General features: G+C 35.8%; 7 protein-coding genes. All 7 read left to right on the top strand.

Annotated elements, in window-relative coordinates; all coding sequences use genetic code 11:
- Positions 1–35 precede the first annotated feature (35 nt).
- Positions 36–1,238 carry a glycoside hydrolase family 88 protein gene (locus tag PQ463_RS04645; protein ID WP_274256537.1) on the top strand — a complete coding sequence of 401 codons (1,203 nt, stop codon included), beginning with the start codon at positions 36–38 and terminating at the stop codon, positions 1,236–1,238.
- Between the two features lie 11 nt (positions 1,239–1,249).
- Entirely contained in the window at positions 1,250–3,232 is a 1,983-nt protein-coding gene (gene hepC, locus PQ463_RS04640; RefSeq protein ID WP_274256536.1) for a heparin-sulfate lyase HepC, read from the top strand.
- Between the two features lie 157 nt (positions 3,233–3,389).
- Positions 3,390–5,366 carry a heparin-sulfate lyase HepC gene (gene hepC / locus PQ463_RS04635; protein WP_274256535.1) on the top strand — a complete coding sequence of 659 codons (1,977 nt, stop codon included), beginning with the start codon at positions 3,390–3,392 and terminating at the stop codon, positions 5,364–5,366.
- Between the two features lie 872 nt (positions 5,367–6,238).
- Positions 6,239–9,391 carry a SusC/RagA family TonB-linked outer membrane protein gene (locus PQ463_RS04630; RefSeq protein ID WP_274256534.1) on the top strand — a complete coding sequence of 1,051 codons (3,153 nt, stop codon included), beginning with the start codon at positions 6,239–6,241 and terminating at the stop codon, positions 9,389–9,391.
- Positions 9,392–9,407: 16 nt separating this feature from the next.
- Positions 9,408–11,294: a RagB/SusD family nutrient uptake outer membrane protein gene (locus tag PQ463_RS04625; RefSeq protein ID WP_274256533.1), complete on the top strand. Its 1,887-nt coding sequence runs from the start codon at positions 9,408–9,410 to the stop codon at positions 11,292–11,294.
- A 225-nt stretch (positions 11,295–11,519) separates the two neighbouring features.
- The gene (locus PQ463_RS04620; protein ID WP_274256531.1) at positions 11,520–12,899 is read left to right on the top strand and encodes a sulfatase family protein; all 1,380 of its coding nucleotides are present in this window, start codon (positions 11,520–11,522) and stop codon (positions 12,897–12,899) included.
- 24 nt (positions 12,900–12,923) lie between these two features.
- On the top strand, positions 12,924–15,602 hold the full coding sequence (locus PQ463_RS04615) for a DUF4962 domain-containing protein (RefSeq protein WP_274256530.1): 2,679 nt from the start codon (positions 12,924–12,926) through the stop codon (positions 15,600–15,602).
- Positions 15,603–15,640: the final 38 nt, after the last annotated feature.

Raw genomic sequence — 15,640 nt, 5'->3', positions numbered from 1 at the left:
TCACCCAAACCGAATATCAATAAACCGATTACACTATGAAGAAAACCTTTAACCTATTTCTGGCATTTACATTTACCGCATTAAGTTCTTCTGCAAAACCTATTCAAGAAGATCCGTCACCACTTTGGTTTACAAAAACGACCGAAGTAATTCATTTTCAATTAAACAAAGCCGCACAAACTTACCAACCCGGAAAAAATCCGCGATCTGTTAATCCAGACGGAACTGTTCGTCTTGCAGGAATAACCGACTGGACAACGGGTTTCTTTCCTGGAAGTCTTTGGTATGGCTATGAACTTACAGGCGATAAAACAATGGCCGAAGAAGCGAAAAAATTTACCCTTGCCTTAGACTCCATCAGAAACATCAAGAACACACACGACGTAGGTTTTATGCTGTATTGCTCTTACGGAAATGCCTATAGAATTACAGGAGACAAAACATATCTTCCTGCTTTGGCTGATGGCGCGGCAAATCTTTATGCTCGTTTTAGTCCAGTAGTAGGCACTATCCGTTCTTGGGATTTTCCTTGGTTGCATTATCCTGTAATTATAGACAATATGATGAATTTGGAGTATTTATATTGGAGTGCCAATCAGTTTGATAAACCTGAATATGCAAAAGCCGCCAGTACACACGCTTTAACTACTATGAAAAATCATTTTAGAAAAGATTACAGCTCTTATCATTTAGTAGATTATGACCCAAAAACAGGTAAGGTCTTACACAAAGGAACTCATCAAGGTGTCACGCATGAATCTTCATGGGCGCGTGGACAGGCTTGGGGACTCTACGGTTATACGATGTGTTACGCAAATAGCAAAAATCCTAAGTTTTTGCAACAAGCAGAAAACATTGCATCTTTTATTATGAATCATCCAAGAATGCCAAAAGACAAAGTTCCTGTTTGGGATTTTGATGTGCATAATGCTTTAGACACTGCAGAACTTGCGCCACGCGATGCTTCGGCTGCTGCTGTTATTGCTTCTGCCCTTTTAGATTTAAGCACTCAGGTTAAGGACGGAAAAAAATACGTTGACTATGCCGAAGAAATACTAAAATCTTTATCATCTGATGCTTATCTGGCCAAACCAGGAGAAAATCATTTCTTTTTATTAAAACACAGCGTGGGCGCTTTTCTGTACAATTCAGAAATTGATACACCGCTAGATTATGCAGATTACTACTATCTTGAAGCATTAAAGAGATATGCTGCGATAAAAAAACTTGAAATCTAAATTAGATCAAAATGAGTCTTTCTGCAAAAACTTTCGCCTTACTCTTTGTTTTACTTTTAATGCAAAAAACTTTTGCACAAGAAGTTAAGATAACCAAATCTAGTTTTAATGCTATAAACCTTGATTACAAAGGACTTGAAAAAGTAAAAAAACTAGTTTCTTCATCGAAATATGAAGAAGCAGCAAACCGACTATTAGATTATTATCGAAATCGCACCGATGTTCAGCATTTGAATTTTAATGCAACTGATTTAGAAAAATTAAAAGGAAAAAAGGTTAACAACAATACCTTAGAACTTGCCAATAATATTCTGATACACAAATTTAAACCGCATAAAGGCTATCCAGCATATGATTACGGACAAGACATTAATTGGCAATATCGTCCGGTACAAGATCAGTTACTATCTACTTTTTTGCATAGAACTGCTTTCTGGGAATCACTAGGTATTGTTTACAATAGCTCTGGAGATGAAAAATATGCCAAAGAATGGGTTTTCGAAGTACGAGATTGGATTAAAAAAAACAAACAAGACACCTATCCTGACGAAAAAGATTTTGCGTGGAAAGCTTTTGTGGTTTCTTTCAGGCTTAATCATTGGTCTTCGTATTTCAATATGTTTTTGAATTCGCCAAACTTCACTCCTGCTTTTTTAATGGAATTTTTAAATTCTTATAATGAACAGGCCGAATATGTATCCAATAATTATACAGATGTTGGAAATCATAGATTGTATGAAGCTCTTCATATGATGTACGCAGGAAGCTTTTTCCCTGAAATGAAGAGTGCTGCCGCTTGGCGCAAAAGCGGAATTACTGTTTTAAATGAAGAAATTCAAAAACAAATATTACCTGATGGCGTCCAATTTGAACTTTCGCCTTCTTATCATATCGGTACCATTAAAATATTTTTAGATGCTTTACAGATAGCCCAATTAAACAAAATCGAAAATGAATTTCCTGAAAGCTATAGTAATCTAGTCGAAAAAATGGTGCTTGCGGTTGGTAAGTATTCATTCCCAGATTATACTTTTCCGTTGTATGGAAACTCTTTTTTAACAACGAAAAGTGCTATGCTAAAGAATTATCAGATCTGGGAGAAAGCTTTTCCAAAAAATGAAATTATTAAGTATTATGCATCAAACTTTAAATCAGGAAAAAAGCCTGACTATTTATCAAGCAGTCTTCCATATGCTGGTTTTTATGCTTTTAGAAATGGCCTAGATACCTCTGCAACTGTAATGCAGATTAAAGCTGGGCCTCCAGCTGAGTTTCATTCTCATCCTGACAATGGCAATTTTGTGCTTTGGATAAAAGGCCGAAATTTCACTCCAGATTCAGGTAGTTTTGTCTATGCGAATGTAGGCAATCAAGAAAATTCTAAAAGAGATTGGTATAGATCTACTAAAGCACACCAAACTTTAACACTTGATAATCAAAACATAACAAACGATGCCAAACTATTAGAATGGCAACCTGATGGAAACACTCAGATTTTGTCTTACAGCAATCCGAGTTACAAAGATTTAAACCACGAAAGAACTTTTCTTTTTATCGATAACACTTTTTTTCTCATTATTGATCGAGCAATTGGAGCCGCAACTGGCAATCTAGGAATTCATTATAATCTTAAAGAAGATAGTAAAGCTTCAAGCGATTCTTTAGACAATAGCATTACAACTCATTATGAAGATGGAAATAATCTATTGATACAAGTAGTTAATAAAGAAAAAATTGCTTTAAAAGATGAATCTAGTTTTGTTTCGTATGAATATCAAAAAGAAACACCAAGACCTGCTTTTACTTTTGAAAAAATAAAAAACAATCAGCAGACACAAGGCTTTATTACCTTATTACTCCCATTCGATGGTCAAAAAGCTCCAACAGTAAAAATAACCGAGAATCCAGAACATAATATTTCTCAAGGAAAAATTGATCTAAATATTACTATCAATGGAAAAGAAAGGCATATAAAGAAAAACCTTGTTCATTAGATCTAATCTGACGAAAAAATCAATCAAAACTATAGTTTTATTTGAGCTTTTTCCAAAATTAAAAACAATACAAAGCTATCTTTGATATGATAATATCAACGGGATAGCTTTTTAATTATAACAACAAATTATCTAACTCACTTAATTAAAAACCTAAATGAAGAATTTAAAGAAAACAGCCATCTTGTGCTTTCTCTTCCTGTCTTGGTTCTTGGGCAATGCACAAGAAAAACCGATAAAAAAAGAAAGCTTTGACATTATCAATCTAAACTACAAAGGCTTAGAAAAAGTAAACAGTCTTTTTAACGCTACCAAATACGATGAAGCAGCGCAAGAACTACTAGCGTATTATCGCAATAGAAAAACCTTTAAACATCCTGATTTTAATGCGGGAGACGAAAATAGATTTCGAGGAAAAGAAATTGGTAAGGCAAATCAGGAAAAAGCAGATAATGCTCTGGAACATAAATTTCAACCTCAAAAAGGGTATGGCTTTTATGATTACGGAAAAGATATTAACTGGGAATATTGGCCTGTAAAAGACAATGAAGTCCGTTGGCAATTGCACCGAGTTACATGGTGGCTGCCAATGGGAATGGCGTATCGCAGTTCTGGAGATGAAAAATATGCTAAAGAATGGATTTCACAGTTTCGCGATTGGGAGAAAAAGAACTATTTAGGAAGTTCTAAAGAAAATGATTCTTTTGCATGGCGTCCATTAGAGGTATCTGATCGTGTGCAAAGTCTACCTCCTACATTCAATCTATTTGTAAATTCTCCGAACTTTACTCCTGCTTTTTTAATGGAGTTTTTAAATTCTTATAACAAACAAGCCGCATATATTCCGGAACATTATAGTAAAGAAGGCAATCATTTATTGTTTGAAGCACAACGTATTTTGGGAGCAGGAGCATTTTTTCCTGAATTGAAGCAAGCTGATGCATGGCGCAAAAGCGGTATCGAAATCCTAAACCGTGAAATAAAACTGCAAGTACTTCCTGATGGCATACAATGGGAACTCTCTCCTATCTATCATGTTGCGTGCATCGATATTTTTCTGAAAGCATACAATTCAGCTAAAATGGCTGGCGTAGAAAAAGAATTTCCAGATACTTATTCGAAAACCATCGAAAAAATGATTTTAGCTTCGGCAAGTATGATGTTTCCTAATTACAACAATCCGATGTTTGGCGATTCTTGGCTAGTTGAAAAAGAAAGTCGCTTAAAACAGTTTAAGATTTGGTCTAAAGTGTTTCCCGAAAATGCACAAATCAAATATTTTGCAACTGACGGCGCAGAAGGAAAAAGCCCCGATTATTTATCGAATGCCTTACCAAACGGCGGATTCTATACTTTTAGAAACGGGTGGAACGACCAAGCTACCGTCATGATTGTAAAAGCGGGACCTCCAGCAGAATTTCATGCGCAGCCCGATAACGGAACTTTTGAACTTTGGATAAAAGGAAGAAATTTTACACCAGACACAGGCTGCTACATTTACAGCGGTGATGAAGAAGTTACTAAAAAAAGAAATTGGTTTCGTCAGACAAAAGTCCACAGCACTTTGACACTAGACGATCAGAATATGGTGATCACCAAAGCAGAACAAAACAAGTGGCAAACAGTCAAAAACCTTGATATTTTAACATATACTAATCCAAGTTATACAGACTTGAATCATCAGCGCAGTATTTTGTTTATTGACAACAAATACTTCCTAATAATCGATAAAGCAATCGGAAAAGCAACTGGCAAATTGGCCGTTCACTTTCAGTTAAAAGAAGATCGCAAACCTGTTTTTGATAAAGTAAATAACAGAGTATATACGACCTATGAAGATGGAAATAATCTCTTCATCCAATCTTTAAATACAGATAAAATTGCATTAAATGAAGAAACAGGAAAAGTTTCTTATGCTTACGCGAAAGAAGTAGCAAGACCAGCATTTGCTTTCGAAAAAGCTAAAAATGATGCAAAAACAGAATCATTTATCAGCATTGTTTATCCCTTTGCAGACAAAGCTCCAGATATCAAAATCCAGCCTAACAAAGACAACGATTTTGAAAAAGGAATCATTAGTTTAAACATTCTAATTGATGGCAAAAAAAGCGAGATTAAAACTCGACTAAACTAAACATTACAATTGCACTTCTTAAAAACGTCTAAAAGTAAATTTTAGGCGTTTTTTTTATTCAAAAAATTCATTCCGTAGGAATGTCTCGTCGGTAGAATTAAATATAAATCACGATTGTACGTTCCATAGGAACGTTTGATTAATCACCAGACATTTTTATTACCAAAAAAAAAGTGTCCCTACAGGACACTATACTCAACGCCATTATTTTTTTTCTACCAACCAGATATTCCTACGGAATATTAAATATTCTTATGAATACCGAATTTGTTTTTTATACCCCTCAAATCTGCATAAAGAAACATTTTTCTACTCTTTATTATTATACTATTTTCAATTAATAAGGTTAATCTGAAAATCTTCTTTCCAAACAAATCATCAACTCGAATTTAGATTTGTAAAGATAATTTTACGTAACATTTTACTTCATTTCGCTTAACTTATAATTTTTACGCAAACGATTTAGGGATTGCTCGTAATTACTAGCTTTGCATCAAAAATTAATTCAGTAAAACACCACTAAATTCAAATTAAACCCTGATTTTAAAGGACTTTAAACATTGTATTAATCAAATTCAATAGTATTTTGGACGCATTCAAAACTGTCATGGAAGCCCGATTTCTATATTTGTTTCAATTAAAAATCAAAAAAACATGACTAATCCAAAAAAAATGACCAGCCCTTTACAAAACTTAAATCTCTTTCCTAAACCTAAAATTCCGTTGCCCTTTTTTCAAGTTATTTAATTGTTATGATTTTCTCCACAACAGCTATCTAGAAAATATTGTGGTGATTTTTTAAACCAAAACCAACTTAGATAATATCAACAGGAATTCTACTTACTATCTAATTCCTCTTTTAAAGAAAAATTATGAAAAGGATTATATTTTTACTCTTACTGCTAACCACAAGTAAGATGATGTACGGGCAGGACAAAATAACCGTAAAAGGTAAAGTTACCGATGCCCAAAATCTGCCAATGCCGGGAGCAACTGTTACAGAAAAAGGAACTAAGAATGCTACCCTAACTTCAATGGACGGGGATTATCAAATTAAGGTAAAACCAAATGCCACGCTTGTGTTTTCTTTTATTGGTACCAAGACAAAAGAAGAGCAAGTTAAAAATAGAACAGAAATCAATACCAAACTCCTTGATGATACCAACAATCTTGACGAGGTAGTAGTTGTTGGCTACGGAACTAAAACCAGAAAAGATCTTACTGGAGCTATTTCTTCTGTAAAAGGTCAGGAATTGGCTAAAGTTCCTGTGCAGAACGTAGCACAGGCATTGCAAGGTCGTATTGCGGGTATGCAGGTAACCATGTCTGATGGAACTCCAGGATCTGAACCTTCATTAAAAATCAGAGGTGGAACTTCTATTACTCAAAGCAACGAACCTTTGTATGTTGTTGACGGAGTCGCACAAACGGGCGGATTAAGCTTTTTAGATCCAATGGACATCGAATCTATTGATGTTTTAAAAGATGCTGCATCGACTTCTATTTATGGCGCGCAAGGTGCAAACGGAGTTGTTCTGGTAACGACTAAAAAAGCTAAAGGTGGAAAACTTACGATAAGCTACGATACTTACGGCGGTATAAAAACGATTGCCAAAGAACTTCAGGTAATGAATCCTTACGACTACACTAAACTAATATACGAATCTGCTACAGACGATGCTAGAATGCAGAAATTTGTTAGCACTTATGGAACTTATGATGAGTTAGAAGGTTTATACAAAAACAGAAAAGGAATTAACTGGCAAGATGAAGTTTTTGGAAATGCTGTTGTAAATCAGTATCATAAAATTAGCATTAGCGGAGGCGAAAATGATACAAAATACAATGCTTTTTATTCTGTAAATGATGATGAAGGAATTATGCTTGGAACGGGTTCTGTAAAAAACATCGTGAAATTGAACGTAATTAATAACATCAGCAAAAAATTCTCTGTAAATGCCATTGTAAACTATTCGAATCAAAAAATTACTGGGCTTTCTACCAATGATGGCGGAAATGCAAGATTAAGTATGCTACAGAATTTATTGCAATACAGACCTACAATTGGAAAAACAGGTTCTGATGAAGATCTTAAAACTTTATTGGTAGATCCTTTAGACAATCAAGATTCGCCAACATTCCAAAGTCCGCTTATTACAATTGACAGCCAAAAAAGAGAAGCCATCAACAGATCGATCAACATGAGCTTGCAGCTGCAATATAATATTACACCAAAATTAATTTATCGCGGATTGGTAAGTTATACAGATAATAGTAATAAAAGTAAGTTTTTTAATGACTCGAGAGGTATTCAGGCTATTAGAGCTGGTGGTGCAAATGGAGGCGTAACGCATAATATTGGAACTCGTTTTAACTATAACAACGTTTTAACGTACAGCAATACTTTCAACAAAAACCATAAATTTGACGCTACCCTTGGACAAGAATACATCTACAATTATACAGAAGGCGTTACTGCAACTGCTTCTGCTTTTCCTAATGTAAACTTAAGCTGGGATAAATTACAGCTAGGAACTATTGCTGGAATTCCGACAACTTTTGCAGAAGATGATAAATTACTTTCTTTCTTCGGAAAAGCCAATTATGCCTTCAAAAACAAGTATTTATTCGCAGCTAGCTTAAGAGCAGATGGATCTTCAAAATTTGGAACCGAAAACCAATGGGGCTACTTCCCTTCTGCATCAGTTGCTTGGAGAGTTATTGAAGAGAATTTCATGCAGAAACTTCCTGTGTTTTCAGACTTAAAACTTCGTTTAAGCTATGGTGAAGCAGGAAACAATAGAATTGCTAATTATGCTGCTTTAGGAATTTTTAATTCTGGTTCTTATCCGTTAAACAACCAAACTAATATTACTGCTTTTCAAAACAATCTTCCTAATCCGTTCTTAAAATGGGAAGCTACAAAGTCGACTAATATTGGTCTTGATTTAGGATTTTTTAAACAAAGAATCTCGTTAACGACTGAATTGTATGAGAATAAATCAAAAGATCTGCTTTACAACACTCGTGTTCCAGCAAGTTCTGGTTTCAAAAAGCAATTTCAAAATATTGGAGCGACTTCTAACCGTGGTTTAGAATTTACGTTGAATACGATAAATGTTAAAAACGATAATTTTATCTGGAACACTACTTTTAATATTGCTTTCAATAAAACAAAAGTATTGGCATTAAGCGAAGGCGAAACTTCGTTAATTACAAACAGTTACACAGACAAAAACGACTATATTCTAAAAGTCGGTCAACCAGTTGGAACCATGTACGGATATGTAAATGATGGTTTATATCAGGTTAGCGATTTTGATTATAACGCAACTACAAAAGTGTATACTTTAAAATCGGGCGTTCCAAGCGATAATATTGTGGTACAGCCAGGATTTATCAAATTTAAAGACATAAGCGGCCCTGACGGAAAACCTGATGGCGTGATAAACGATTTGGACAGAACGATTATCGGAAATGCAAATCCAAAATATACTGGTGGTCTTAACAATACTTTCAGCTATAAAGGAATTGATTTGAGCGTTTTCCTTGATTTTACAGTGGGCAACGATATTTACAATGCCAACGTATTGAATAATTCAAGACTTAACTTAGACAACTTAAACACTTTTGCCATCTACGCTGATCGATGGACTACAATTAATGTTGCTGGACAGCGCGTTACCGATCCAGATGAATTAACAGCTTTAAACGTGGGCAAAAAGTATCCTGCTTTTAATGGTAATACTACTGGACGTTTGTACAGCGATATTATCGAAGATGGTTCTTTCTTAAGAATTAACAACATCAGTTTAGGTTATACATTGCCAAAAGATTGGCTTAAGAAATCTAAAATCTCAAACTTAAGAATCTATTTTACGGCGTATAACTTATATGTATTTACTAAATATTCTGGTTATGATCCTGAGGTAAATGTTCTTAACAATGCCATTACCAGAGGAGTCGATTTTAGTGCTTATCCTAGAAGTAAATCCTTTGTTACAGGATTAAATATTTCATTATAATTTAAAGTTTAAAAAGATGAAACACAATATATTTTCACGCAAAGCAATGGTTATCGCAGGTGTAGCCTGTCTCCTATTGCCTCTTAATTCCTGTGACAAAGATTTAGACGTTACTCCTTACTCTTACTTTACCACAGCCAACTTTTTTTCTGATGCAAACGAAGCCAATATGGCAACACTCGGAGTTTACGAATCAATGTCATCAATGGACAGTTATGGATGGAACATTTCATTAATTTTTGATGCTGATACCGATATTGAACAAATGTCGGGAATTGGTGCCGATGACTGGCGAACCATTGCACATTATCAAGGCATTTCACAAACTAACACCTTTTATCTGGCTTGGAGTAAATTGTACGAAGGAATTGACAGAGCAAATGTGGTTATAGAAAGAATTCCGCAAATGGAATTGTATACTAACGGAACAGAAACTCAAAAACAGCAATTAAACCGTTTTCTTGGCGAAGCTAAATTCCTTCGCGGATTTTACTATTCAGAACTGGTGCGTTTATGGGGAGATGTGCCATTTAAAACAAAAAGTTCACAATCTGGCGATAAACTTAGCGGTGCTTTGGTAGATCGTCAGGAAATATACACTCAGGTTATAAAAGACATGCAGGAAGCTGCTTTACTTCTGCCAGATCAGATACCAACAGACGAACGCATCAATAAATGGGGTGCAAAATCTATGTTGGCAAGAGTCGCTTTATTTGCTGGAGGATATTCTTTAGGCGCAGACGGTGTTATAAAACGTCCTGCCAATTATAAAGATTATTATAAAATTGCGCAAAAGGAAATCAATGATGTAATGGCACAAAATCCGTACAAATTGAATCCCTCTTATTCTAAAGTATTTAAAAACCAATGCCAGCATGTTTTAGAACCAACCGAAAATATTTTTCAAGTTGCCTTCTATAATCCATCAGGAAATATTGGAAATGCTTCATGGATTGGTAATTTTAATGGGCCAACAACTGCAAGCGGCGTATATCCGTCAAATATTGCTAGATGTTTAGTTCCGAAAACTTTTTACAACAGTTATAATGCTGCAGACCAAAGAAGAGATTTCTCAATTGCCACTTATCAAATTAATAATTTGGGGAATAAAATTCCGCTTTTGACTACCAATCAGGACGAAAGATGGACTGTTTCAAAATGGAACAGAGAATTTATGACTAATGCAACCGCAGAAAGAGTTTACACGCACATCAATTGGGTAATTATGCGTTATTCTGACTTGCTTTTAATGCGTGCAGAAGTAGAAAATGAATTAAACGAAGGTCCAAATGCACTTGCTTACGAAGCTATAAACCAAGTTCGAAAAAGAGCTTTTGGCGCTGACATTCAAGGAAGCCGAATTGCAATTGATTTAAAAACAAAAGGAACTGGCTATACCAATGCAGCAAATGTGGTTATTCAAATTACTGGCGGTGGCGGAACAGATGCTGCTGCCGCAGTCGTTAACCTTGCCAGCGGAGGCGTAAATACTATCGCAATGCTTCGTTCTGGAGATGGTTATACTTCTGTGCCAACGGTAACTATAACTAGCACAGACGGAAAAGGCACTGGAGCAACAGCCACAGCAAGATTATTGCCTAAACCAACAACTGCCGAAATAAACTTGCCAACCGGACTTGATAAAGTGGCATTCTTTAAAGCTTTACAGCAAGAAAGAGCTTGGGAGCTTTCTTTTGAAGGAATGCGCAGAGCCGATTTGATCAGATGGGGAATTCTAGCAGATAAACTGGCAGAAACAAGTGCAGCAGTAAAACAAATACGTCCAACCTACTTTTATCCTTCTATTACCAATTTTGTAACTGGAAAACACGAATTATATCCTTTTCCTCAAAATGAAACCGATGTCAATAAAAGTATTACACGTCAAAATCCAAAATACTAAGTGCTTACTATCTATTTTAGAAACCATTCATGTTTAATGTTAGTGCAGAGCTTCGGTTCTGCATTAACTGTTATTAAAGAAAGCTGATTTTAGATGAAAAAGCGTTGTTTTTAGCTAAATCTAATATCATTTTGAACAAATTCAAAACTATAAATAAACAAGGATTGGTATTTTCGTTTTTAGATTTAAAGCATTAAAATAAAAGAATCCACTAGTAAAATAGAGATGAAATTTCAAAAAAACATATTCGTTCTGTGCCTCTTAGGAATTTTAAATATTCCATTACTAAATCAGGCACAAAATGCTGACCGTCCGAACATTTTAATCATTATGACTGATCAGCAAACTGCTGATGCGATGAGCAACGCAGGAAATACAAACCTGCATACGCCTGCGATGGATAAACTGGCTCAAAATGGAGTTCGTTTTACTAAAGCCTATTGCGCACAGCCCTTGTGTTCGCCATCACGTTCTGCCATTATGAGCGGTAAAATGCCTTATGAGACTGGCTTTATTGGAAATGCCCCAGAAAAAGACGGACAATGGCCAGATGATTTATTGATGATGGGAAAAATTTTCCAAAACGGAGGATATAAAACAGGTTATGTTGGAAAATGGCATCTTCCCGTTCCTACTTCCAAAAAAAGTCAGCATGGTTTTGAATATATAGAAAACACCAATTTTCAGGATTACAACGATGCTGCGACGCCTTCTTTCTGTGCACGATTTATCAAAGAAAACAAAAACGCGCCTTTTTTACTTGTAGCCTCTTTTTTAAATCCGCATGACATTTGCGAATGGGCACGCGGAGAAGACCTAAAAATGGATGTTTTAGAAAATACTCCATCTCCAGACCAATGTCCGCCGCTCCCTGCCAACTGGAAAATTCCAGAATACGAACCCAAAATAGTGCGCGAACAGCAAAAAGTAAGTTTTAGAACTTATCCATCAGTAAATTGGACAGCCGATCAATGGCGTCAATATCGTTGGGCATACAATAGACTGATTGAAAAAGTAGACAGTTATATCGAAATGGTTTTGGCGTCACTCAAAAAATATGGCATCGAAAAAAATACAATCATTGTCTTTACTGCCGATCATGGCGACGGTTATGCAGGACACAGCTGGAATCAGAAACAGATTTTATATGAAGAATCGGCTAAAATACCGTTTATTATTTCCAAAATTGGAGAATGGAAACCAAGCACAGACGAAATGTTGGTTTGCAATGGAACAGACATTATTCCAACGATTTGTGGCTTTACTGGAGTTTCAAAACCATCTGATTTAAAAGGAATTGATTTAAGTAAAAAAATAGCAAATCCGGCTCTAAAACTTCGCGATACTTTGGTTATAGAAACCGATTTTGCCGATAACGAAGAACTTTTAGGAATTAGCGGACGTGCCGTAATTACTCAAAATTACAAATACATTGTTTACAATAAAGGCGATCTAAAAGAACAACTATTCAATCTAACCACAGATCCAGGCGAAATTACAAATCTAGCCGTAAACAAAACGTATAAAAAAGAATTGCTCAAAATGCGCCGTTATCTAAAAGAATGGTGCAAAAAGAATGGCGATTCATTTCAATCAGGACTTTAGATTATTCAATATAAATAAATGATTATGAAAAAGATATATATAATAGTGTTACTTTTGACAGCCTTCTCTGTTTTCAGTCAGAAACAGCAGGCTGTCATAAAGTTAACCGCTGAAAAATTACACTCAAGAGTACGCGAATGGCCTTATCCTGTAAACGGCATAACGGTTCCAACAAATGCTCCTGCCCTTCTCTGGCCTGGAACAAACGGAAAAGAAATGGTGAGACCTATGGAAAGCGGCAGTGCAATTCCCGAAGATCCAAATATTGGCAATGTACGTTATAAAGTTATGCTTGCCAGCGATAAAAATTTTACCAAAAATACAATTGCCAGCGGCGAACAGCGTTGGGCTGTTTATCCGCTGCATCAAGCATTAAAAGCTGGAAAATGGTATTGGAAATATGCTTATGCCTTAAAAAACAGCAATCAATGGACATGGTCACCCACTTACGATTTTGTAATTGATGCCAAATATGCAAACGAAAAAGTTTCTCCACCAGTAACCGAAGTTTTAAAACGAAATGAAGGAGCACATCCGCTTTTGTGGAATATGCGAACTATTGGCGACGATTTTTATCGCAACAACTTGAATAATCCAGAAGCTAAAAAATTTATCGCTTTCGCGGAAAAATTAATGCTGGCTCCTCTTCCAACTGAGAAACCACAACGCATTATTGATACAACGGGTAAAAATCCTTTAGAAAAAAAAATCATTATTGAGCGAATGTATCATGGTTTTGGAGATGCTGTTGGAACTCCTGTTCGTAATTTATGTATTGCCTATCAGCTTACTAAAGATGAGCGTTTTATCTTAGATGCCAAACGCAGAGCGATAAACATTGCCAACATGAATCCTGACGGACTAGCAACAGGTGATGACTTTACAGGCGGTGCCGTACTTGAAGCTTTAGGGTGGTTTTACGATGCTGGTTATGAATTTTTATCTCCGCAGGAAAAAGAACTTTTTAAAAACATTATTAAGCTTAGAGCCAAAAGAGTTTACGATCATTTACCTAATCGTTTTGAATTGCATGTAAGCGATAATCACGTTTGGCAGATTACCATGCGAAACCTTGCTATTGCAACAGTTGCGGTTATAAATGATGTGCCTGAAGCAAAAGAATGGCTTACGTATTTGTATGAAGTCTGGTCGGCGCGTTTCCCGGTTTTAGGCACAACAGATGGCGGCTGGCATGAAGGAAACGGCTATTTTAGAGTCAACTTTAAGTCGATAATTTATCTGTCTCAAATGTTTGGTGATTTTAGCGGAGTCGATTATTTTAAACTGCCTTGGATGCAGAATCTGCCTTACTATATGCTTTATACACATCCTAACAAATCGGCAAGTACTGCTATTGGTGACATGTGGGAGAACATTCCATACATTACAAAAGGCGAAGCTTGGTTTGCAGATGCGCTTACTTATAAAATTGACAATCCGTATTTGAACTGGTACGTTGACGGTATAAAAAGGGATTATTCAAAGTATTATCATGGTACAGACGACTATCTTCTTTTCCGCCTTTTAAATTATAAACCAAACCGAAATTTACCTGCTTCCTCGCCTTCTGTTTTACCAAAAACACGCAAATTTGGAGATGTCGGTGTTGTCGCGATGCACGAAGATTTAGCAAACGCTGATAAAACGTTAAGCAGTTATTTATTCAGCAGTCCGTTTGGTTCTTCTGGACATGGACACGCTTCGCAAAATGCCTTTACCATCAATTATAAAGGAAAAGTAATTTTTGGAGGAACGGGTTATTACAGTAATTTCAGCGACAAACACAATCTTCTCGATTATCGATCTACAAAAGCGTACAACACCATTTTAGCCGACAGTTTAAATCAGAAAATTGGTGAAGAAGGTTACGGATGGATTCCGAGAGCGATTGCCGGAAAACGCATTCAGTATGCTCTAGGAGATGCAAGCAATGCGTATGGCGAAATTAAAAGTGAATTTTGGCTGAATAGATTTGAACAAATCAAAGTAGTTCCGAGCAAAGAAAACGGTTACGGAGAATCTGGCGTAACCTTGTACAGAAGACATATGCTGCAATTAGAAGGCGGATATATTGTTTTATATGATGAATTGGAAGCCAAAACGCCAGTAAAATGGACAACTCAGTTTCATTGCCCTTATTACACAATTGAAGGCCAGAATTCAGAAAACTCAAATCAGCAGCAATTTGCAGTTAAAACAGATTTAGGAAATGTTACGGCGAATGTTTATGCTGAAAGTCCGTTAAAAATGGCGGTACACAATCAATTTTTTGAAGCTGCTGTAAACTGGAATAAAGTGACCAATGATGAAGGAGAAATTAAAGATTTTAAAGATCAATGGCACGCGGGAATCACTTCTCAGCCAAAACAAAAATTTAGATTCTTAACCATCATCCAAATTAAAGATGGCAAAACAGAAGTCATTAAAACACTATCCAACAAAGATGGATTTACAGCTTTACAAGTTGGAGAATGGAATATCAAAGCGCAATTAAACGGAGAAAAACCTGCGGCATTGCAAGTTTCAGGAAACGCGGTAAAATCGATGTTTAGCTACGGAAATCTGCCAATTCAATTTGAAGGGAAAAAATATACGCCAAACATCGATGGAAGTTCTTTGTTGCTTGAAATTGACCATGCTAAAGTAATACGACAAGAAACGATAGACGAATTGCCAGATGTGGCTAAATATGACAAAAATTAAAAAATGGTAAGACGCCTTCTTTTTCTTTAATTTAGAGC

It is taken from the genome of Flavobacterium sp. KACC 22763, from assembly GCF_028736155.1.
Classification (GTDB): Bacteria; Bacteroidota; Bacteroidia; order Flavobacteriales; family Flavobacteriaceae; genus Flavobacterium.
Note: the sequence above shows the minus strand (reverse complement) of the source record. Positions and strands in the feature narration are given on the sequence as shown.

Excerpts from the sequence above, each read along its gene's own strand:
- PQ463_RS04645 (WP_274256537.1), top strand. The coding sequence starts at position 36 with ATGAAGAAAACCTTTAACCTATTTCTGGCATTTACATTTACCGCATTA.
- hepC (WP_274256536.1), top strand. The coding sequence starts at position 1,250 with ATGAGTCTTTCTGCAAAAACTTTCGCCTTACTCTTTGTTTTACTTTTA.
- hepC (WP_274256535.1), top strand. The coding sequence starts at position 3,390 with ATGAAGAATTTAAAGAAAACAGCCATCTTGTGCTTTCTCTTCCTGTCT.
- PQ463_RS04630 (WP_274256534.1), top strand. The coding sequence starts at position 6,239 with ATGAAAAGGATTATATTTTTACTCTTACTGCTAACCACAAGTAAGATG.
- PQ463_RS04625 (WP_274256533.1), top strand. The coding sequence starts at position 9,408 with ATGAAACACAATATATTTTCACGCAAAGCAATGGTTATCGCAGGTGTA.
- PQ463_RS04620 (WP_274256531.1), top strand. The coding sequence starts at position 11,520 with ATGAAATTTCAAAAAAACATATTCGTTCTGTGCCTCTTAGGAATTTTA.
- PQ463_RS04615 (WP_274256530.1), top strand. The coding sequence starts at position 12,924 with ATGAAAAAGATATATATAATAGTGTTACTTTTGACAGCCTTCTCTGTT.